This is a genomic window from Bordetella genomosp. 13 (genome assembly GCF_007679965.1).
In the GTDB taxonomy this organism is placed as follows: Bacteria; Pseudomonadota; Gammaproteobacteria; order Burkholderiales; family Burkholderiaceae_B; genus Bordetella.
The window spans coordinates 61,656-81,887 of the sequence record NZ_VEHL01000014.1 but is presented as its reverse complement, the minus strand read 5'-3'; the positions used below and the strand labels follow the sequence as shown (position 1 = coordinate 81,887).

Annotated in this window: 24 protein-coding genes; 13 read left to right on the top strand and 11 right to left on the bottom strand. The window is 69.5% G+C overall.

What is annotated here, in order from left to right:
- Nucleotides 1-2: 2 nt before the first annotated feature.
- The 6 genes from mltG (at nucleotide 3) to FS845_RS25885 (ending at nucleotide 6,034) form a co-directional block, all read left to right on the top strand.
- Nucleotides 3-1,019, top strand: a complete 1,017-nt coding sequence (mltG, locus tag FS845_RS25910; protein WP_144641390.1) for an endolytic transglycosylase MltG — start codon at nucleotides 3-5, stop codon at nucleotides 1,017-1,019.
- A 31-nt stretch (nucleotides 1,020-1,050) separates the two neighbouring features.
- Complete coding sequence (gene tmk / locus FS845_RS25905; RefSeq protein WP_144641387.1) at nucleotides 1,051-1,674, top strand: dTMP kinase; 624 nt, start codon at nucleotides 1,051-1,053, stop codon at nucleotides 1,672-1,674.
- Entirely contained in the window at nucleotides 1,674-2,720 is a 1,047-nt protein-coding gene (gene holB / locus FS845_RS25900; RefSeq protein WP_144641384.1) for a DNA polymerase III subunit delta', read from the top strand. Before tmk ends, holB begins: the two co-directional genes overlap by 1 nt.
- A 123-nt stretch (nucleotides 2,721-2,843) precedes the next feature.
- Nucleotides 2,844-3,614, top strand: a complete 771-nt coding sequence (locus FS845_RS25895) for a TatD family hydrolase (RefSeq protein ID WP_144641381.1) — start codon at nucleotides 2,844-2,846, stop codon at nucleotides 3,612-3,614.
- A 150-nt stretch (nucleotides 3,615-3,764) separates the two neighbouring features.
- Nucleotides 3,765-4,631 (top strand): ankyrin repeat domain-containing protein, encoded by an 867-nt coding sequence (locus FS845_RS25890; RefSeq protein ID WP_260986452.1) that lies wholly within the window; start codon nucleotides 3,765-3,767, stop codon nucleotides 4,629-4,631.
- Nucleotides 4,632-4,744: 113 nt separating this feature from the next.
- Nucleotides 4,745-6,034, top strand: coding sequence for a Glu/Leu/Phe/Val family dehydrogenase (locus tag FS845_RS25885; protein WP_144641374.1), 1,290 nt, complete (start codon nucleotides 4,745-4,747; stop codon nucleotides 6,032-6,034).
- 156 nt (nucleotides 6,035-6,190) lie between these two features.
- Here the strand turns inward: FS845_RS25885 and FS845_RS25880 are convergent, their stop codons facing one another.
- From FS845_RS25880 to FS845_RS25855, 6 genes are all read right to left on the bottom strand, one after another.
- Nucleotides 6,191-6,997 (bottom strand): RsiV family protein, encoded by an 807-nt coding sequence (locus FS845_RS25880; protein WP_409929342.1) that lies wholly within the window; start codon nucleotides 6,995-6,997, stop codon nucleotides 6,191-6,193.
- A gap of 34 nt (nucleotides 6,998-7,031) precedes the next feature.
- Nucleotides 7,032-7,751: a biotin/lipoate A/B protein ligase family protein gene (locus FS845_RS25875; protein WP_260986456.1), complete on the bottom strand. Its 720-nt coding sequence runs from the start codon at nucleotides 7,749-7,751 to the stop codon at nucleotides 7,032-7,034.
- A gap of 125 nt (nucleotides 7,752-7,876) precedes the next feature.
- Nucleotides 7,877-8,152 (bottom strand): biotin--protein ligase, encoded by a 276-nt coding sequence (locus FS845_RS25870; protein WP_144641368.1) that lies wholly within the window; start codon nucleotides 8,150-8,152, stop codon nucleotides 7,877-7,879.
- A gap of 20 nt (nucleotides 8,153-8,172) precedes the next feature.
- The gene (locus tag FS845_RS25865) at nucleotides 8,173-8,640 is read right to left on the bottom strand and encodes a GNAT family N-acetyltransferase (protein WP_144641365.1); all 468 of its coding nucleotides are present in this window, start codon (nucleotides 8,638-8,640) and stop codon (nucleotides 8,173-8,175) included.
- 4 nt (nucleotides 8,641-8,644) lie between these two features.
- Nucleotides 8,645-9,346 carry a glutathione binding-like protein gene (locus tag FS845_RS25860; protein ID WP_144641362.1) on the bottom strand — a complete coding sequence of 234 codons (702 nt, stop codon included), beginning with the start codon at nucleotides 9,344-9,346 and terminating at the stop codon, nucleotides 8,645-8,647.
- Between the two features lie 78 nt (nucleotides 9,347-9,424).
- Entirely contained in the window at nucleotides 9,425-10,402 is a 978-nt protein-coding gene (locus FS845_RS25855; RefSeq protein ID WP_144641359.1) for a DMT family transporter, read from the bottom strand.
- A 146-nt stretch (nucleotides 10,403-10,548) separates the two neighbouring features.
- On the opposite strand from FS845_RS25855, the gene FS845_RS25850 reads away from it, so the two are divergent.
- Complete coding sequence (locus FS845_RS25850) at nucleotides 10,549-11,001, top strand: Lrp/AsnC family transcriptional regulator (protein ID WP_260986451.1); 453 nt, start codon at nucleotides 10,549-10,551, stop codon at nucleotides 10,999-11,001.
- A gap of 3 nt (nucleotides 11,002-11,004) precedes the next feature.
- Here the strand turns inward: FS845_RS25850 and FS845_RS25845 are convergent, their stop codons facing one another.
- The 3 genes from FS845_RS25845 to FS845_RS25835 form a co-directional block, all read right to left on the bottom strand.
- Nucleotides 11,005-11,508 carry a glutathione peroxidase gene (locus tag FS845_RS25845; RefSeq protein WP_144641357.1) on the bottom strand — a complete coding sequence of 168 codons (504 nt, stop codon included), beginning with the start codon at nucleotides 11,506-11,508 and terminating at the stop codon, nucleotides 11,005-11,007.
- 109 nt (nucleotides 11,509-11,617) lie between these two features.
- A complete protein-coding gene (locus FS845_RS25840) occupies nucleotides 11,618-12,811 on the bottom strand; it encodes a DUF1501 domain-containing protein (RefSeq protein ID WP_144641354.1) in 1,194 nt (397 codons plus the stop codon).
- 46 nt (nucleotides 12,812-12,857) lie between these two features.
- Nucleotides 12,858-14,381: a DUF1800 domain-containing protein gene (locus FS845_RS25835; RefSeq protein WP_260986450.1), complete on the bottom strand. Its 1,524-nt coding sequence runs from the start codon at nucleotides 14,379-14,381 to the stop codon at nucleotides 12,858-12,860.
- A 149-nt stretch (nucleotides 14,382-14,530) separates the two neighbouring features.
- On the opposite strand from FS845_RS25835, the gene FS845_RS25830 reads away from it, so the two are divergent.
- The 3 genes from FS845_RS25830 to arsC all read left to right on the top strand — a co-directional run bounded on the left by FS845_RS25830 (nucleotide 14,531) and on the right by arsC (nucleotide 16,847).
- Nucleotides 14,531-14,860 (top strand): tetratricopeptide repeat protein, encoded by a 330-nt coding sequence (locus tag FS845_RS25830; protein WP_144641348.1) that lies wholly within the window; start codon nucleotides 14,531-14,533, stop codon nucleotides 14,858-14,860.
- Between the two features lie 269 nt (nucleotides 14,861-15,129).
- Nucleotides 15,130-16,479, top strand: a complete 1,350-nt coding sequence (locus tag FS845_RS25825; RefSeq protein ID WP_260986455.1) for a CoA transferase — start codon at nucleotides 15,130-15,132, stop codon at nucleotides 16,477-16,479.
- 17 nt (nucleotides 16,480-16,496) lie between these two features.
- Nucleotides 16,497-16,847 (top strand): arsenate reductase (glutaredoxin), encoded by a 351-nt coding sequence (arsC, locus tag FS845_RS25820; RefSeq protein ID WP_144641342.1) that lies wholly within the window; start codon nucleotides 16,497-16,499, stop codon nucleotides 16,845-16,847.
- 72 nt (nucleotides 16,848-16,919) lie between these two features.
- On the opposite strand, the gene FS845_RS25815 is transcribed toward arsC, so the two are convergent.
- The gene (locus tag FS845_RS25815) at nucleotides 16,920-17,462 is read right to left on the bottom strand and encodes a peroxiredoxin (protein WP_144641339.1); all 543 of its coding nucleotides are present in this window, start codon (nucleotides 17,460-17,462) and stop codon (nucleotides 16,920-16,922) included.
- Nucleotides 17,463-17,683: 221 nt separating this feature from the next.
- On the opposite strand from FS845_RS25815, the gene FS845_RS25810 reads away from it, so the two are divergent.
- On the top strand, nucleotides 17,684-18,097 hold the full coding sequence (locus tag FS845_RS25810; RefSeq protein WP_144641336.1) for a hypothetical protein: 414 nt from the start codon (nucleotides 17,684-17,686) through the stop codon (nucleotides 18,095-18,097).
- A gap of 102 nt (nucleotides 18,098-18,199) precedes the next feature.
- Here FS845_RS25810 and FS845_RS25805 read toward each other — a convergent pair whose 3' ends face one another.
- The gene (locus FS845_RS25805) at nucleotides 18,200-18,601 is read right to left on the bottom strand and encodes a DoxX family protein (RefSeq protein ID WP_144641333.1); all 402 of its coding nucleotides are present in this window, start codon (nucleotides 18,599-18,601) and stop codon (nucleotides 18,200-18,202) included.
- Between the two features lie 210 nt (nucleotides 18,602-18,811).
- On the opposite strand from FS845_RS25805, the gene FS845_RS25800 reads away from it, so the two are divergent.
- Together FS845_RS25800 and FS845_RS25795 are read left to right on the top strand one after the other, a co-directional pair.
- Nucleotides 18,812-19,867 (top strand): M4 family metallopeptidase, encoded by a 1,056-nt coding sequence (locus FS845_RS25800; protein WP_144641330.1) that lies wholly within the window; start codon nucleotides 18,812-18,814, stop codon nucleotides 19,865-19,867.
- A complete protein-coding gene (locus FS845_RS25795; protein ID WP_144641328.1) occupies nucleotides 19,864-20,187 on the top strand; it encodes a protealysin inhibitor emfourin in 324 nt (107 codons plus the stop codon). The genes FS845_RS25800 and FS845_RS25795 overlap by 4 nt, the downstream gene beginning before the upstream one ends.
- The last annotated feature ends 45 nt before the right edge of the window (nucleotides 20,188-20,232 follow it).

Below are 20,232 nucleotides of genomic sequence, written 5' to 3'. Positions count from 1 at the left end.
TCATGAGAATCCGCTTCCGCTACCTCTTCCTGATGTTCGTGCTGCTGGCCTTCCTGGCGGCGGCCGTCGCCGTCGGCCTGGCCTGGCGCTGGGCCAACCAGCCGGTGCCATTGGCCGCCGAACGGGTCGATTTCGTCGTGCAGCCCGGCAGCACGCCGCGCGCGGTCGCGCGCACCCTTGCCCAGGCCGGCATTCCGGTCTGGGAAGACGGCTTCATCTGGATGGCGCGCCTGACCGAGCAGGACAAGCTCATCAAGGCGGGCGGCTACGAGGCCACGCAGGGCGACAGCCCCTGGCTGCTGCTGCAGCGCATGGCGCGCGGCGACATGTCCCAGCGCCAGATCACCTTCGTCGAGGGCTGGACGTTCCGGCAGATGCGCGATGCGCTGCGCAACAACCCGGACGTCAAGCAGACCCTGGACGGCGTCACCGACGAGGACCTGATGCAGCGCCTGGGCGCCACCATCGCGCATCCGGAGGGCATGTTCTTCCCGGACACCTACGTCTTCACGCCCGGCAGCAGCGATTTCGACATCCTGCGGCGGGCCTACCAGGCGGGCGAGCAGGTGCTGCAGAAGGCCTGGGCGGGCCGCGCGGCAGACCTGCCGCTGGCCACGCCCTACGAGGCGTTGATCCTGGCCTCGATCATCGAGAAGGAAACCGGCGATGGCGCCGACCGGGCCCGCATCAGCGGCGTGTTCGTCAACCGGCTGCGCCGCGGCATGTTGCTGCAGACCGATCCATCCGTCATCTACGGCATGGGCGCGGCCTACGACGGCCGCATCCGCAAGCGCGACCTGCAGACCGACACGCCGTGGAACACTTACACGCGGCCGGGATTGCCGCCCACGCCCATCGCCGCCTCGGGCCGCGCGGCGCTGCAGGCGGCCATGCATCCCGAGTCGCACGACTACTTCTATTTCGTCTCGCGCGGCAACGGCACCAGCGAGTTCTCGCGCAACCTGAACGAGCACAACCGCAACGTGTCGCGCTACATCCTGGGACAAGGGCAGAAATGAGTTTCCCGCATACGGCCCCGAGGGCCGGGGCATGACGGCGCGCGGTCTGTTCATCACGCTGGAAGGCGTGGACGGCGCGGGCAAGAGCACCCACGCAGGCTGGCTGGTCGACGCGATCCGCGCGTCGGGCCGCACGGTGCTGGCCACGCGCGAACCCGGCGGCACGCCGCTGGGCGAGCGCCTGCGCGAGCTGGTGCTGCACGAACCCATGCACCTGGAAACCGAAACGCTGCTGATGTTCGCGGGGCGCTGCGAACACGTGCGCACCGTCATCGAACCGGCGCTGGCCAGCGGCACCTGGGTGGTGTGCGACCGCTACACCGATGCCACCTACGCCTACCAGGGGGGCGGCCGAGAGCTGGGCGCGGGGCGCGTCGCCGCGCTGGAACAATGGATGCAACCCGGCCTGCAGCCCGACCGCACGTGGCTGTTCGACGTACCGCCCGAGGTGGCGCGCCAGCGCCTGGCCGCCAGCCGCGATCCCGACCGCTTCGAACGCGAGGCCGGCGCCTTCTTCGAGCGCGTGCGCGCCGCGTATCACGCCCGCGCGCAGGCGCAGCCGGGCCGGGTGCGCGTCATCGACGGCAGCCGCCCGGTGGACGCCGTGCGGGCGCAGCTCGAGGCCGAACTGCGCCCGCTGCTGGAGCAGGCGTGATGGCGGCGTTTCCCCCTTGGCACCTGGAAAAGGCGCGTGCCTGGCTGGGCCAGCGCGACCGCTTTGCCCACGCCTGGCTGATCCATGGCGTGGCCGGTATCGGCAAGCTGCAGTTCGCGGCGGCCGCGGCCGCCAGCCTGTTGTGCGAATCGCCCGAAGGCGGGCTGGCCTGCGGCCGCTGCTCGGCCTGTGCCTGGGTGGCGGGCGGCAACCATCCCGACCTGCGGCGCATCCGGCCCGAGGCCGTGGCGCTGGAAGAGGGCGCCGATACCACGGCCGAATCCGACGAGGCCGAGGCCCCGGCCTCGGGCACCGCCAAGCGCGCGCCGTCCAGGGACATCCGCATCGACCAGATCCGCGGGCTGGAATCCTGGTTCAACACCGCCACGCACCGCGGCGGCTGGCGCGTGGCGCTGCTGTATCCGGCGCAGGCGCTGAACGTGATCTCGGCCAATGCCTTGCTGAAGGTGCTGGAAGAGCCGCCTCCCAATACCGTGTTCCTGCTGGTGGCCGACGCGCCCGACCGGCTGCTGCCCACCCTGGTGTCGCGCTGCCGGCGCCTGCCGCTGCCCGCGCCGGCGCCCGATCTGGCCCTGCAGTGGTTGAGCGACCAGGGGGTCAAGCCCGCCGGCGAATGGCTGGCCGCGGCCGGCGGCGCGCCGCTGGCGGCCCAGCGGCTGTCACAGCAGCAGGACCAGCCGTGCCCCGCCTGGCTGGGGCAGCTGGTCACGCCGCTGGCGGCGGGCAAGACTCCCGACGTGGGCACGCTGACCGAGTTCCTGGAAAAAGTCCCCACGCCCGAATGGATCGACGCCCTGCAACGCCTGTACGCCGACCTGATGCTGGCAGGCTGCGGCGCGACGGTGCGCTACTTTCCGGCGCTGGCCGACGCCGTGGGCCGCGCCGCCGCGCGCGCCCGTCCGGCCCGCCTGGCCGACACGGCGCACTGGCTGTCCACCCAGCGCGCGGTGGCCAATCATCCCCTGAATGCCAAGCTGTTCGCCCACGCGGCGCTGCAGCGGGTGGTGCTATCCTGCCAAGGATGAGGCCCCGGTTGCGCGGGGCTTGAACCACGGCCGTTCCCGTAGCGGTTTTCCTGGCGGATACGCCTGTCCCGGTACCATGCCGCGACGCGCCCTGGCGCGGCTCGCGGCCCATTTCCATTCACCATGTACGTCGATTCGCATTGCCATCTGAACTTTCCTGAACTGGCGAAGGACCTGCCGGGCATCCTCGATCGCATGCAGGCCAACCAGGTCAGCCATGCCCTGGTCGTCAGCGTGAACCTGCCGGAATGGCCCGGCCTGATGGAAGTGGTCGAGCCTCACGGCAACCTGTGGGCCTCTGTGGGCGTGCACCCCGACTACGAGGACACGCCCGATCCCGAGCCCGAGGAACTGGTGCGCCTGGCGCAGCATCCCAAGGTGGTCGCCATCGGCGAGACGGGGCTGGATTACTACCGCTTGTCCGAGCCGCTGGACTGGCAGCGCGACCGCTTCCGCCGCCACATCCGCGCGGCGCGCACGGCCGGCCTGCCATTGATCGTGCATACGCGTTCGTCGGCCGCCGACACGGTGCGGGTGCTGCGCGAAGAAGGCGCGGCCGAGGTGGGGGGCGTCATGCACTGCTTCACCGAGACCTGGGACATCGCCCGCGCGGCCATGGACCAGAACTTCCATATCTCTCTGTCGGGCATCGTCACCTTCAAGAACGCCCAGGTGGTGCACGATGTCGCCACGCGCATGCCGCTGGATCGTCTGCTGATCGAGACGGACTCGCCGTACCTGGCGCCGGTGCCGCACCGGGGCAAGCTGAACGACCCCGCCAAGGTGGTGCACGTGGCCGAGCGCATCGCCCAGCTCAAGGGCATCACGGTGGAAGAGGTCGCCCGGGCTTCGACAGATAATTTTTTCAAACTTTTCAATAAGATAGAGAGATAATTTAAACCTAATTATCTTATTTGGAAAAGTTAAAGTATTACTTTAGGAGTGTTCGATATGGCCCTGACGAAACGCATAAACCTTATCAAACGTTCCGCCGTCCGCGTTGCCCCAGCCGCCCTGGCGGCGGCGCTCGCGCTGGCCTCGGGCGTGTCCGCCCTGGGCCTCCCCACTGCGGCCTCGGCGGCCGACGTATCCGTCGACTGGTGGCCCGCCATCGCCAATGACCGCGTGGACGACATGCGCAGGATGCTGGCGCAGGGCGCCGATCCCAACCTGCGCTACCAGAACGGCCAGCCCGCGCTGATGCGCGCCGTCGTCGACAAGGCCTGGAGCGTGTTCGACGTGCTGGCTGCCGATCCGCGCACCGACGTCAACGCCGAGAACCCGGCGGGCGAAACGCCCCTGATGTACCTGGCGCTGTTCGGCGAGACCGACCGCGCCCGGGCGCTGATCGCCCGCGGCGCCCAGGTCAACCGGCTGGGCTGGACCCCGTTGCACTATGCCGCGTCGAAGGCCAGGCTGGACGCCGCCCGGCTGATGCTGCAGAACCAGGCCATGCCCAACGCCCCCTCGCCGCAGGGCACCACGCCCCTGATGATGGCCGCGCTGTCGGGCAGCCAGCCCATGGTGCAACTGCTGCTGGACGCCGGTGCCGACGTGACCACGCGCGACCTGCAGGGCAAGAACGCAGCCGACTGGGCGGACCAAGGCAAGCAAAAGGTGCTGGCGGGCCACCTGCGCGAGGCCATCGCGCGGGCGGAGCAGCGCAAGCGCGACCTGCGCGCCGCGCAAGGGCAGGGCGAGCCGCTGGAGTCCGCGCCGAGCCTGCCGCCGCTGCGGCCCGCCGAGGCGGGCGTCCCGGGCGTGGTCCCGGCGGCCGGCAGTTCCACGCCCGGGACGTCGGCGGGCGGCAATCCCGCGGCCGTTACGCTTCCGCCTTCCAGGCGGGATGCGCAGCCTGCCGCGCCGGCCGTGCGCGGCGTGACGGGAGTCCGCCAACAGACCTATGATTGAACCGATTCGACCCGTGTCAGTTGACTCGTCCCCAATTAAATAAATATGAATAAATTGGGGACGTGTTAGGGTTCGTGGCTAAAATGGTGACATTCCCTCCAGGAGAGCAGCCCATGTCTCAAACTCCCGCCCATGCATTGCCGTCGTATCTGGATTCCAAACATCTCGGCCCGTGGGGCATCTACCTGCAGCAGGTGGACCGCGTCACGCCTTATCTGGGTTCGCTGGCGCGCTGGGTCGAGACCCTGAAGCGGCCCAAGCGCGCGCTGATCGTGGACGTGCCGATCGAGATGGACAACGGCACCATCGCCCACTTCGAGGGCTACCGCGTCCAGCACAATACGTCGCGCGGTCCGGGCAAGGGCGGGGTGCGTTTCCACCAGGACGTCACGCTGTCGGAAGTCATGGCGCTGTCGGCCTGGATGTCCATCAAGAATGCCGCGGTCAACCTGCCGTACGGCGGCGCCAAGGGCGGCATCCGTGTCGATCCGCGCAATCTGTCGCAGTCCGAGCTCGAGCGCATGACGCGCCGCTACACTTCCGAGATCGGCGTCATCATCGGACCCTCCAAGGACATTCCCGCGCCCGACGTGAACACCAACGCGCAGACCATGGCGTGGATGATGGACACGTATTCGATGAACGAGGGCGCCACCGCCACCGGCGTGGTCACCGGCAAGCCGATCGCGCTGGGCGGCAGCCTGGGCCGCGTCGAGGCCACCGGCCGCGGCGTGTTCGTGGTGGCGTGCGAGGCCGCGCGCGACCTGAGCATCGACGTCTCCAAGGCCCGCGTCATCGTCCAGGGCTTCGGCAACGTCGGCGGCACCGCCGCCCGCCTGTTCCATGAGGCCGGCGCTACCGTGCTGGCCGCGCAGGACCACACCGGCACGGTCTACAACCCGGCCGGCCTGGACGTGCACAAGCTGCTGGCCCACGTGTCCTCCAAGGGCGGCGTGGGCGGTTTCAGCGGCGGCCAGGCGCTGGACAACGCCGAGTTCTGGGGCCTGGAGACCGATTTCCTGATCCCGGCCGCGCTGGAGAACCAGATCAACGGCGCCAACGCCGCGAAGGTGCGCGCCAAGGTGGTGGTCGAGGGCGCCAACGGCCCGACCACGCCCGAGGCCGACGACATCCTGCGCGACAACAACGTGTACGTGGTGCCGGACGTGCTGGCCAACGCGGGCGGCGTCACGGTCAGCTACTTCGAGTGGGTGCAGGACTTCTCCAGCTTCTTCTGGAGCGAGGAAGAGATCAACCAGCGCCTGGAACGCCTGATGCGCGAAGCCTACGCGGGCGTGTCGCAGATGGCGAAGGAGCACAAGGTCACGCTGCGCACCGCCGCGTTCATCGTGGCGTGCACGCGCATCCTGCAGGCCCGCCAGGTGCGCGGCCTGTATCCGTGATGCGCTGACGGCCGGTCCGGCTGCAGGGCCGGCCAGGGTGGCGCACGTCGGCAACGGCGTCGTGTCATCGAAGCGTCTTTGCCGGCGCATGCCAGACGAAAAAGGTCGCCCCCAGGGCGACCTTTCTGCATGGCGCGGGCGTGGCGTGACCGCCGGCTACGATCCCGGCGGCATGAACTCCGGCTTCAGGATGCCGCGCAGCGTTCGGTACGGCAGCGTCAGCTCGGGCTGCCCGTGCGAGTATGGCGCGATCGCATAGGCGTCGTACTTCACCACCATGCCCTGGCGCGTCAGCGTGACGTTGTCGGTGGGCTGGAATGGCCAGTTCCTGTCGTAAGCGGCCGGGTCGCGCCGCGCGTCTTCGTTCTGCTTCAGCCAGGCCTTATGGGCATCGCGCAAGGCTTGCAGGTATTGCTCGCCGCGGCCGGGAATCAGCATCTGCGCCAGCGTGATCTCGCTGGCGGTGCCGCGTTGCCAGTTCAGGAAGTGCGTGGCCGGAATGGGGTGGGCGGCGCCGGTCAGGTATTGTTCGGTGGTCAGTTCGACGCCGACCAGGTCACCCACGGCGTCGCGCACCCGGGCGCGCAGGTCGGTGCGGTCGCGCGGCTGCGCGGTCCGCCAGAAGTACGCGATGTATTCGTCGACCGTACGGTACGTGCCGCGCAGGTTGGCGTCCACCCCCGTCATGCCGGCCAGGTCGCGGTCCACGGCCTGGGTCAGGGCGGGAATGCCGGGAAACGCCACGCTTTCCAGGGTGATCCGGGGGCATTCTCCCCGGCAGCCGGGCTTGGTCAGTTCGCGCTTGATGGACTCGGTGCGCACGTCGCCCACGCTGGCCGCCGCGCGGCCGGCCGGCAGGCTGATCGTATCGGGAGGAGAGCTGCCGCAGGCGGCCATCAGCAGGCCGGCCATCGCGGCCAGGCCGATGCGCCCGGCGCGTCGTTGTGTATCCCGCATCTTCATGTCCCTCGCGGGCTCCTTTCCATGTGGACGGTCCTCAGGGAACCGCGCCGGTCCATTCGTCGGTGGAAAATTTTTCGCGCGCCTGGCGCTCGGCTTCTTCCAGGGTGGCAGCGCCCAGCGTGCCGGGCGCCAGCAGGCACATGCCCGAGAAGGTCTCGAGCATGCGCCCGATGATGGCCTGCCGCGCCAGACCGGTCTGGCTGCGCAGCGGGTCGACGCGCTTCTTGGCGCTGGTGGTGCCCTTGTCGGACAGCTTCTCGCGGCCGATGCGCAGCACCTTCACCATCTTCTCGGCGTCGATGTCGTAGGACATGGTGACGTGGTGCAGCACCGCGCCGCCGCGGCGCGCCTGGGCGGCGCCGCCGATCTTGCCCGCCTCGGACGCGATGTCGTTCAACGGCTGGTACCAGGCCTTGATGCCCAGGTCGTGCAGCGCGCGGATGACCCAGGCGTCCAGGAATTCATAGGACTCCTGGAAGCTCATGCCATGCACCAGGGCCTGCGGCACGCTGAGCGAATACGTGATGGTGTTGCCCGGCTCGACGAACATGGCGCCGCCGCCGCTCACGCGGCGCACCACGGCGATGCCGTGTTCGCGCGCGGCTTCCATGTCCACCTCGTTGCGCAGCGACTGGAAGCGGCCGATGACCACCGCCGGCGCCGACCATTCCCAGATGCGCAGCGTGGGCGGCCGGCGGCCCGCGCCGACCTCGTCGGTGATCACGGCATCCAGCGCCATGTGCGTGGCCGGCATCTGCGGGCCCTCGTGGACCAGTTGCCATTCGTAGTCGGACCAGGTGGTGCGGCGCGCCGGGGTGGAAGGAAGGGGCGGCACCGTGGTGGGCGCGGCGGGATTGTCTTGGGAGGCGTCCATGGAGGTCATGACAGGGCCCTGCGGATGACCACGGCCACCGCTTCGGGCGAGAAGCCGAACAGTTCTGCGTCGTCGGGCAGGGCGCGGCGCACGGCCTCGGCCAGGCCCGGTTCGTCGGTGGCGGCCGGCAGGCCGGCCAGGCTGCTGTTGATGGTCTCGAGCGCATCGGGCGGCTCGAGGAAGAAATCGCCGCTGATGCGCACGTGCGCCAGGCGGCCGTCGACCACGTCGACGTCGGCCACGACCAGTTTGCCGCCGGGGACCTTGTACTCTCCGTGCATGGGGAAGGACTCCTTGCCGTTCAATCCAGGACGAGCTTCATGCCTTCGTGGCTGGCCACGAAACCCAGGGATTCATAGAAGCGCCGGGCATCGGCCCGCCGCTTGTCGGTGGTGAGCTGCACCACGCCGCAGCCGTGCTCGCGGCATTGCGCGATGGCCCATTCGAACATGACGCGGCCCAGTCCGGTGCCGCGCGCCTCGGCGGCGATGCGCACGCTTTCGACCTGGCCGCGCCAGCGCCCTTGCTGCGACAGGCCCGGCACGAAAGTGAGCTGCAGGCAGCCCACGATATGGCCCTCGCGCTCGGCCACGACCAATTGATGCAGCGGATCGCGGTCGATGGCCTCGAAGGCGGCCACGTAGCCGGGCCGCGGCGGCATGGTGGTGTCTTCACGGCTGGTGCCCAGCACGTCGTCGGCCAGCAGGGCGATGATGGCGGGCAGGTCGTCGGCGGTGGCGCGCCGGAAGGTGGGAGCAGCGTGCGCCATGCGGTCAGCGGCGCAGCGAGGCCGCCGTCTGGCCGAACAGCACGCGGCGCGAGGCCTCGTCGTTGACGGACGGCGTGACGTTGATGTCCTTGGCCTTCTGGTAGGCGCGCACGGTGGCGGGACGGGCGGCGATGGCGTCGAACCAGCGCTTCAGGTTCGGGAAGTCTTCCAGCTTCTGGCCCTGGCGCTCGTGCGGCACGATCCAGGGATAGGCCGCCATGTCGGCGATGGAGTACTCGCCCGCGACGAACTCGCGGTCGGCCAGGCGATGGTCCAGCACGCCGTACAGCCGGTTGGTCTCCTTGACGTAGCGCTCGATCGCGTAGGGGATCGGTTCGGGCGCGTAGGCCGAGAAGTGATGGTTCTGCCCGGCCATGGGACCCAGGCCGCCCATCTGCCAGAACAGCCATTGCAGCGCGTCGGTGCGGCCGCGCAGGTCCTGCGGGATGAAGCGGCCGGTCTTCTCGGCCAGGTACAGCAGGATGGCGCCCGACTCGAACACCGACACCGGGGCGCCGCCGCCAGCGGGCTCCTGGTCGACGATGGCGGGAATGCGGTTGTTGGGCGAGATGGCGAGAAACTCGGGCTGGAATTGCTCGCCCTTGCCGATGTTTACCGGATGGATCTTGTACGGCAGCCCGGTTTCCTCGAGAAACAGGGTGATCTTGTGGCCGTTGGGGGTCGTCCAGTAATACAGGTCGATCATGGTGGTCCTCTGCGCGTTGCGTCGCCCGGCGTGCAGGCGGCAAGCCACCATGATAGCGGCTTGCCGCGCGGCCGTGGCTCAAGCCCCGGCGCGGGACGCGGGATTGCAGGCGCAGGCGGGCGCGGCCCGCAAGGGCGCGGCCTGCAAAGGCGCGGCCAGCACGGGCGCCGCCTGCACGGGCGCGGCGCGGCGCAGGCTGACGCCCGCCACGGCCAGGAAGATGAGCACCACGCCCAGCCACTGGGCGGGGCCCAGCCGCTGGCCGTACACCACGAAGTCCACCAGCATGGCCACCACGGGGTAGATGAAGCTCAGCGGCGCGACCGACTCCGTCGGCAGCTTCTGCAAAGCGGAATACAGCAGGATGTACATCAGGCTGGTATGCACCAGGCCCATGGCCACCGTGCTGCCCCACTGCGCGGGGTGCTGCGGCATGGCCTGGAAGTCCGCCATCGGCAACAGCAGCAGCACGCCCAGCGTCACTTGCACCAGGGCCAGCACCTGCGGCGGGACGTGCGCCAGCCGCTTGACCAGCACCGCGGTCACGGCATACAGCGCGCCGGCGCCCAGGGCCAGCACCAGGCCATGCAGATAGTCGACCGCATCGGCCACGCGGCCGGGCGTGACGCCCAGCACCAACAGCAGGCCGACGAAGGCCACGCCTGTCCATGCCAGCTTGCGCCGGGTGGGACGCTCACCCAGGAACAGGGCGCCCAGGCCGATCATGATGAACGGCTGCATGTTGTAGACGGCGGTGGACAGCGAGATCGAGGCCAGGTGATAGGACGAGAACAGCAGTACCCAGTTGAACACCAGGGCCGCGCCCGCGACCAGCGCCATCAAGAATGTCCGCCGCGTGAACAGGCCCGGCCGCAGCAGGCCGCGGGCGGCGCAGTAGGCCAGCAGGCCCAGTGCGCCGAACACGCATCGCAGGAACACCACGTTCCAGGGACTCTGCCCCGATTCGAGGACGAAGAAACCGAGCGTGCCTGAGAGGGTCATGGCGGCGGCCATCTGCGACAGGCCGGTGCGTTGCATATGCGTGGAGGAAGACATGTCGGGCTCCTGACGCCGCGTCGAGCGGCCAAAAATGTACTGACAGGAGAAAATTATCCCAGGCATAATGCCCGGAATACATGCATGAACTTCGGCAGGAAAGCACTTCTACCTGCTCTTCATCCGCAAATCTGCCATCTACCCTTATGAACGAAGCCACCCCACTGGACGAGATCGATCGGCGTCTCGTGACGCTGCTGACCGCCAACGCCCGCACCACCGCGGCCGACCTGGCCCGCCAGGTCGGCATGTCGCCGCCCAGCGTGGCCGAACGGCTGCGCCGGCTGGAAGAATCGGGAGTGGTGCGCGGCTATACGCTGGACGTCGATCCGCAGGCGCTGGGCTTCGGCCTGCAGGCCATCGTGCGCATCCGCCCATTGCCCGGACAACTGCGCAAGGTCGAGGAGATCATTCCCACGATCGGCGCGTTCGTTGAATGCGACAAGGTGACGGGCGAAGACTGCTTCTACGCCCGTGTGGTGATACGGTCCATCGGCGAGCTCGACGCCGTGCTGGACCGTATCGTGCAGTACGCCGAGACCAATACCTCGGTGGTCAAGTCCACGCCGCTGCGGCGCAGGCTGCCGCCGCTGCGGTAGGGCTCAGGCGCCCGGCGCCGCGGGCGCGGCGCACGCTGCGGCGACGTCGCCGGCGATCGAGGCGGGCGCGTCGGTGGGGGCATAGCGCTTGATGACCTGGCCGTCGCGGCCCACCAGGAACTTCGTGAAGTTCCACTTGATGCCCTCGGTGCCCAGCAGGCCGGGCTTCTGCTCCTTCAGCCAGCGGTACAGCGGATGCGCCTGGGCGCCGTTGACGTCGATCTTGGCGAACATGGGGAAGGTCACGCCGTACTGCATGTCGCAGAAACTGCGGATCTCGGCCTCGTCGCCGGGCTCCTGGTGGCCGAACTGGTTGCACGGGAATCCCAGCACGGCGAAACCCTGGTCGCGGTAGCCGCGATAGAGGTCTTCCAGGCCCGAATACTGCGGCGTGAAGCCGCATTGGGAGGCCACGTTGACGACCAGGGTGACCTGGCCGGCGAACTCGGACAAGGAATGCGGCTGGCCGTCCAGGCCATGCGCGGAGAAGTCGAACAGGGTGGTCATGCAGCCTCCGTTGGGGCGGCCAGGCGGCAAGGCGCCGCGGCAGGCAGCCGGCGCCCAGAGTGTAGCGCCGCACGGCCGCACGCGGTGCGATGCCGCGCGGCGGACGCCGTCACACCAGCTTCAGGTCCAGCGGCTTCGCGCCGGGGAACACGGTCTGCAGTTGCGGCTGACGCAGGCCGTACAGCTTGCCGAACAGGCCGGCGAATACCGAGCGGTAGTCGTTGAGCACCGGGTAGTCGCGGTCCTGGAACAGCGAGGCGCGGTCGACCCTGGCCTGGCGGCCGGCGATGCGCCCGCCTTGCACCGTGCCGCCCAGCACCCAGTACACCGTGCCGTGGCCGTGGTCGGTGCCCTTGTTGCCGTTCTCGCGCAGCGTGCGGCCGAACTCGCTGATGACCACGACGGTGGTGTTCTTCCATGCCGGTCCCATCGCATCGGCATAGGCCGACAGCGCGCGGCCGAGCCGGCCGAGGTTGTTGGCCAGCGCGCCGGTGGCGCCGCCCTGGGCCACGTGCGTGTCCCAACCGCCCACGTCGACGAACCCGACGTTGTAGCGATCGGCCATGAACTGGCCGATGCGGCGGGCCTGCTGTTCGAGGTTCTGGGCCGAGCCCGCCTTGCCGTTGGCCTCGACCATCTCTTTTGCCATGGCCGCGTTGGTCTGGCCGACGATGCGCAGGCCCTCGTCGACGGACGCGCTCAGGTCCGTGCCCTGGTACATCTGCGCGATCGCGTCGGCACGGTCCTCGTTCAGCGACGATTTGCGGCCGCCCCCGCTCAGGTCGATGTTGGGAATGTTGAGCGAGCCGCGGAATATCTGCGGCAGGCCGCGGGTGAAGGACGCGGGCCTGCGGCGATCCTCGGTCAGCACCGCGGACAGGCGGCCCAGGAATCCCGTGCCGTCGGCCCCGCGCTGGGCCGTGGAGCGGCCCAGTTCGATGCTGTTCTGCGTCTCGAAATGGCTGCGGCTCAGGTCGTCGGTGCCGGCGAACGGCACGAAAGCGAGACTGCCCTGTTTGTACAGCGGCATCAGGCTGTCGGCCACGGCGGGATGCAGGCCCCAGCCGTCGGCCAGGGGCAGCGCCGCGTCGGCGCCGCCGCCGGGCCTGGGAATGGCGATGGTGGGACGCGACTCGTAATAGAAGTCGCTGTCCACGGGTACCAGCAGGTTGGCGGCATCGTAGGCGCCGCGCATGAACACCACCAGCAGCCGGGTATCGGCGGCGGGCGCAGCATACAGCCTGGCGCCGTGCAGCAGCAGCGGCGCGGCGGCAGCGTGTAGCAGGAATTGGCGTCGTTGCATGATCAGGTCCTTTCGGCGCTGGGCGGCCGGAAAAGCGGGTGGGGCCTCAGCGGCGCATGAACTCCGGGGACGACAGCAGCAGGGCGTTGGCGTCGTTGCGATCGGGCGCTTTCTCGATGGCGCCACGCGTGGCGGGGGAGAGCGCCGCGAACGGCTGGTCACCGGTCTTGCCGTAGGCGTCCAGCAGCAGCGGCATGGCAGGCAGCTGCGGCGGCTCGCCGTCGGCATCCCGGTAGAACGGCGCGCGCGACGTGGCGATCGTGCGCGCGATCTCGAAGCGCGTGGTCATCTGCCCCGATGACGACCAGTCCGATTGCTTGACGGGATAGCCGTCCGGCGTGACCCGGCGTCCCAGCAGCTGGTCCTGGCGCGCGACCATGGCCACCACCGGCTGCGCGCTGCGGATAGGAGGCATGCTGTCGTAGGCCAGGCGCATCGAGGAATAGACGTATTGCGTCGGGTCCTTGAACTTGCCTCTCTCCAGCGAAGCGGCGAACTCGGGGGAATCGAACATGGCGCGCAGCGTCGCGGCGATGTCGCCGTCCGTCTTCAGGAACGTCTGCGCCATGCGCTGCACCAGGGCATCCGGGGGCTGTTCGGACACGAAATACTGGGCCAGCTTGCGGCTGATGTGGCGCGCGGTGGCGGGCTGCCTGGCCAGCATGTCGAGCGCACTGTCGATCTCGCGCATGCCGCCGTTCTCGAAGTCGTGCCCCAGCACGGTCTTGCTGCCGGAATCGTGCAGCCTGGGATTGAACAGGAACAGCCCATCGGACACGACCTGCGCCTGTTGCGCCGGATCGACCTTCGGCGCCTTGTCCAGGGGGTTGATGGTCATGCCGGTCAGGATGCGCGCCAGTTCCTGGACGTCGTGCTGGGAGTAGCCGCCATCCACCCCCAGCGTATGCAGCTCCATCAGTTCGCGCGCGTAGTTCTCGTTGATCCGGCCGGCCACGTTGCGGGCGTTGTCCAGGTAGACGAGCATGGCCGGCGAACGCACCGTGGCGCGCAGCAGGTCGCCGAACTTGCCCAGCGTGTGCGGTCGGATGGTGCGGTCCTCATAGTCGTCCAGCAGGGTGCCGATGTTGCCCTTGCTGGAGTACACGCTGAAGTGATTCATCCAGAACCACGTCATGACCTCCTGCAACTGGTCGCGCGAATACAGGGCCCGCCACGTCGACCGCATGATGGTTTCGCCGGAACGCCGGCTGGTGATCTTGCGGGTCTCGGCGTTGGCCTGCTTGCGCTGCGCGTCGGGCAGGTCGCGGTTCTCGCGGGCGCGCAGCACCTGCTGGCGATAGGCCTGCTGGCCAGGCACCTGGGAGATGGACAGTGCATCGATGCGGGACTGGACCTCGGCCGGCAGCGGTATCCTCAGGTCGGGCTTCAACTGCTGGTCCAGGTAGGCCTGCCAGCCCGCCTTGCGCGCGGCGGCCAATTCGGACGGCGTGACGCCCCAGGTGACCCGGTCGACCTGGCGCCAGAGCGGCGCGGACTGCGCGCCGCAGGCGCATGTCCAGGCCAGCAGCAGGGTAGCGGCGAACGCGTTGCGTAGACGTCTGGCTGACACGGTACCTCCTGTATCCCGCTTCGATCGACGGAGCGCGAAAAAATTCCGCCCGCGGCCCGGCCTTCGAAACGGGCGGGCCATGTACGCGGCCGGCAGTGCATGCGGGACCGCTATCATGGCAGCCGGATGGCCATGCAAGGGGCGACGTGATGGACTCGATGATAGACCGCTTGAAATCCATGCTGGCCGCGGGCCAGGACAATGTGTTGCTGCGTTTTACGCTGGGCAAGGCATGCGCCGAGGCCGGCAGCCACGAGGAAGCCGTGGCGCATCTGCGCGCCGCCCTGGCCTTCGACGCGCACTATTCGGTGGCCTGGAAATGGCTGGGCAAGGCGCTGCTGGCGCAGGGGCGGCGGGACCAGGCCCGCGAGGCCTGGCAGTCCGGCGTGCAGGCGGCGCAGACGCGCGGCGACGCGCAGGTCGTGAAAGAGCTGCAGGTGTTCCTGCGGCGCCTGGAGCGCGAGGCAGGGCAGGGGTGACCGCTGTAAAGCCCGGGTACAGATGTGACATTGCATGCCGCTGGACGCATCCCCCCCGCGTGCTGGTCAAACCATGAAACACAGCCGCATCCCGCGCGCTTGACGGACCCGCGCGTGGGTCCTGTAATTCCGTGGAGAGATGACGACACCAACAGAACAGGAAGACACGGCCCATGGGAATACTGACGGAGATCGAGCGACGCCTGCCCTCGCGGGCGCGGCAACCGGATGCGGGGCATCCGCTGCACCGCCTCTGGCAGGACGCCGAAATGCCCGGCGAGGCCCTGGGCCACGTCGATCTGCCGGGCCATGAACCCGCCTTGCCGTCGTCCTTCGCGGTGGGCACGGCGGCCCAGGCCAGCATCGCGGCGGCCGCCCTGGCCGCGGCCGAGATCTGGCATCTGCGCGGCCAGCGCCGCCAACGGGTCTCCGTCGACCTGCTGCGCGCCGCGCAGGAATGCCGCAGCCACTTCAAGCTCGACGGCGTCACGCCGTCCATCTGGGACAAGCTCAGCGGCAGCTATCGCTGCGGCGACGGCAACTGGGTGCGCATCCACGCCAACTTCGCGCATCACCGCGACGGCGCGCTGGCCGTGCTGGGCTGTCCCACGGGCGAGAGCACGCCGCGCGAGGCGGTCGAGCGTGCCCTGGCCGGCTGGAACTCCTTCGAATTCGAACAGGCGGCCGCCGAGGCGGGCGTGGTGGTATCCGCCATGCGCGACTTCGCCACCTGGGACGCGCATCCGCAGGCGCAGGCCGTGGCGGCGCAGCCTGTGGTCAGCATCGAGCGCATCGGCGAGGCCGACCCGCGGCCCCTGCCGGCCCACGGCCCGCTGCATCGCCCGCTGCAGGACCTGCGCATCATGGACCTGACCCGCATCATTGCCGGCCCCGTGTGCGGCCGCGCGCTGGCCGCCTACGGCGCGGACGTGATGCTGATCAATTCGCCCGAGCTGCCCAATATCGAGAACATCGCCGACACCAGCCGCGGCAAGCTGTCGGTGCACGCCGACCTGGAAACCGCCGAGGGCCGCATCGCGCTGGCCAACCTGCTGCGCCGCGCGCACGTATTCGTGCAGGGCTACCGGCCCGGCGGCATGCAGGCGCTGGGTTTCGGCCCGGAGGACGCGGCGCGGCTGCGGCCGGGCATCGTGTACGTGTCCCTGTCGGCCTATGGCCACGAAGGGCCGTGGGCGACGCGGCGCGGCTTCGACTCGCTGGTGCAGACGGCCACCGGCTTCAATCACGCCGAGGCGCAGGCCGCCGGGCAGGAGGGGCCCAAGCCGCTGCCGGTACAGTTGCTGGACCACGCGTCCGGCTACCTGATGGCCTTCGGCGCGCTGGCCGCCCTGGCGCGCCAGGCCACCGAGGGCGGCAGCTGGCACGTGCGCGTGTCCCTGGCGCGCACGGGCCTGTGGGTGCGCGACCTGGGGCGGGTGCAGGACGGACTGGCGTGCCCCATGCCGCCGATCGATAATCTGGTCTATACCGAGCCTTCCGGCTTCGGCCTGCTCGAGGCGGTGCGCCACAGTGCGCAGTTCTCGGACACGCCGGCCCGCTGGGACCGGCCCTCGGTTCCGCCGGGCACGCATCCGCCCGTGTGGCCGTTCAACGCCTGATTACCGTACGCCGCACCATGACCGCCACCATCTATCACAATCCCCGCTGCGGCACCTCCCGCAACGTCCTGCAGGCCCTGCGCGATGCCGGTGTCGAACCCACCGTCATCGAATACCTGAAGACGCCGCCTTCGCGCCAGACGCTGGCCGGGCTGATCCAGCAATCGGGCCTGACCGTGCGCGAAGCCGTGCGCACCAAGGAAGCGCTGTACCAGGAGCTGGGCCTGGACGCCGAGGGCGTCGACGACGGCGCGCTGCTGGATGCGATGGTCGAGAACCCCATCCTGATCAATCGTCCGTTCGTCGTCACCGAGCGCGGCGCGCGGCTGTGCCGGCCGGCCGAGGTGGTGCGGGACCTGCTGCCCTGATCGGGTTCGCTGCAACGAAAAAAACGCGGGAGGCGCCAGCCATCCCGCGTTTTTTTTGGGCGAGGCGCGCGCTCAGCCCTGTCTGGCCTTCCAGTCGCGCAGCGCCTTCAGCGTATTGGCGACGTGGTGGTCCGGATTCATGTCGGCGTATTCGTACAGGATCTTGCCGTCGGGCGTGATCACGTACGAGATGCGCTGCGCGCGCTCGGGATTGCGCTCGTGCGCGGCGTCGTAGCGTTTCATCACCTGACGGTCGGCGTCGGCGGCCACCGCGAACTTGCCGGCGCAATCGGCCATCGAGAATTTCTTCAGCGTGGCCATGTCATCGGCCGACACACCCACCACCGTGGCGCCCAGTCCCTTGTACTGGTCGATGGCCTCGGCGAAGCTGCGAGCCTCGAGGCTGCAGCCCTGCGTGAAGGCGGCGGGGTAGAAGTACAGCACCACGGGGCCCTTGGCCAGGGCCTCGCTCAGCTTGAAGGTGAACGGCTGGCCACCCAGGGCGGCCTGGGCCGTGAAGTCGGGCGCCGGCGCACCTACCTTCAGGGCGGCGTGGGCGGCGGCCGCCACGCCCAGCGCGGCGGCGAACGTGGCGGCAATCAGATGGCGTTTCATGCGGATCTCCGGACGGCGACAGGCCGAACCCAGCCAGTTATAGCGATTGTGCCGGGCGCGGTCCAGTGCCGCCGCGCGATTCCGGACGCGTACATCCACTTACGCGATGCGGTTGACGGCTGTGGGGGTTTTGGCGGACGCTAGACCTGTCCAGGCGCTGAAAAACCGCCCGCGCGTCCTGACCGCTGGCCAGGCCGGCGCACCTTGCAGGAGGACGACCCATGATCACTGTCCATCGCCTGGGTGCGGTGTTGCTGCTGGCAAGCGGCGCCGCGTCCGCGCATGCCCAGGTGCTGCCGCCCGCGGCCCAGCCGTCGGGATCCACGCCAGCCCGCGTCTATTCCACGGGCCAGCAGCCCGCGTACACCGCGCCGCCCGGCGGCAACATCGCCATGCCGCCGATACCGCGGCAGCCCGGGCAACCGGGTGCGCTGCGCTACCAGCCGCCGCCCGCCGTGCCGGTGCAACCATCGCGGCCCAGTGCGCCGACGCTGCCGTCACGGCCCAGCCAGCCGTCCGCTCCGTCGGCGGGGCTACCCAGCGCCCGGCCGTCCTATACGCCCGCGCCGGCGGCCCCCATGGCGCCCGCGCCGCGCGGGGGTTCGTCCACGGGTTCGTCCCCGTACGGACGCTAGCGGCGCATGCGGCATGCGCAACGCGCCGATGACGACCGGCCATGCAAACGGGGCCGCCTTAGCGACCCCGCGAGCAACAGCCGGCCGCAGGGCCGGCGGACATCAGTTCCAGCGGCCGTTGGCGCCGCCCAGGGCGAAGCGGCCGGCGCCCATGAAGGCGATGGCCAGCGCGCTGAACAGGAACATGCCCTGCAGTTCCAAAGCCCAGCCGCCGTTGGCGGTCAGGCCACCCAGTTGGCTGGTGTGCGCCAGCATGATGGCCACGACCATGTTGATGGCGATGATCAGGCCGCCCAGGCGGCTGGCGATGCCCAGGATGACCAGCAGCGGCGCCAGGATTTCGCCGACGTAGACGAAGTAGGCGACGAAGCCGGGGATACCGTGCGAGGACAGCATGCCGGCGATGCCGCCGACGCCGGTGCTCAGCTTGGACAGGCCGTGCAGCAGGATGAGAATGCCCAGGCTCAGGCGCAGAATCAGTTTGCCGGTATCGTCGGATCTCATGGATTGTTCTCGCTGTAGTCGTTTGGGAAATCGATGGGTACGGGCGCCGCGTGATTGGCGCAGTGGCCCGGATGGCCTGGGCGCGGCGCCCGCCCGGCACGGCGGCTCGGGCGCGCCATTATGGCAAATCCGGCCCGCCTGGTACAGCATGTCGGGAATGGCCCGCCAGCGGCCGTCCGTCCTCGTGTTCCATCGTAGAAAGGAGCTTGCATGTCAGTGATCGCGCCCCAGTCCCTGCCGCGTTGCCTGGTTCCTCCCTATCTGCTGGACCGGCTGGCCCGCCAGGGCGCTGGCCGGGCCGCCACCGGTGCCGCCAACACGCTGCACCTGGATGCGCGCCAGGTCAGCCTGCGCGCGTCTTCCGTGGCCTTGGCGCCCGCGGGCGCGACCGCCGCGGTGCGTGCCAGCGCCACGGCTCGTCCGCAGCGCCGCATCCACGACGCGGGCAATGCCACCGCCTTGCCGGGCAGGCTGGTGCGCGCGGAAGGGCAGCCTGCGCGCGCGGACGCCGCCGTGGACGAAGCGTACGACCACCTGGGCGCGGTGCACGAGTACTTCCGCGACGTGCACGCCCGCGACTCCATCGACGGCCGCGGCCTGCCGCTGGTCGGCACGGTGCACTATGGCGAGGACTACGACAACGCGTTCTGGAACGGCGCGCAGATGGTGTTCGGCGATGGCGACGGCCAGATCTTCAACCGCTTCACGGTCGCGCTGGACGTGGTGGCGCACGAGTTGACGCACGGCGTCATCGACCATTCGGGCGGCCTGGTCTACCAGGGGCAGGCCGGCGCCCTGAACGAGTCGCTCTGCGACGTGTTCGGCTCGCTGGTGCGACAGCACGCGGCCGGGCAGACGTCCGAGCAGGCCGACTGGCTGATCGGCACCGGACTGTTCACCGCGGCGGTCAATGCGCGCGCGCTGCGCTCGATGGCCGAGCCGGGCACGGCCTACGACGACCCGCTGCTCGGCCGCGATCCCCAGCCCGGCCACATGCGCGATTTCGTGGATACGGACGAGGACAACGGCGGGGTGCACATCAATTCGGGCATTCCCAACCGCGCGTTCTACCTGGCGGCGCGCACGCTGGGCGGCCATGCATGGGACGCCGCGGGGCAGGTCTGGTACCGCGCGCTGACGGGCGGGCAACTGCCGCCGCAGGCCGACTTCGCGCTGTTCGCGCAACTGACGGTGGCGTCGACCAGCGACGCGCGGGTGCGCGAGGCCGTACAACGCGCCTGGTCCGACGTGGGCGTGCTGCCATGATCATGCTGCCGCCGCTGGACGGCGCCACGCGCATCCGCCTGCGCCGCGAAGGCGGCGTGGCCTACGTGGCCGCGCTGGCGCGCGTGCGGGACATCGACCTGCAGGCCTGCGACCCCGCTCGCCGCCAGGCGCTGTGCGAGGCATTGGGCGAGGCCGCCGCGCGCGCGGGCCCGCTGGCGGGCGGCGACAGACGGTACTACCGCGTCGAGATCCTGTTCGGCGGACGGACCGGCGACATCGCGTTCGACATCGCCGAAACCAGCCTGCCCGCGCTGCTGGCCGAGGCCTGGAAGCAGGCGCAGGCGGGCAGGGCGGTCTGAGGCTTGCCCCGGGGACCTGCTGGCGGGCCGAGGACTTGCCGGTCT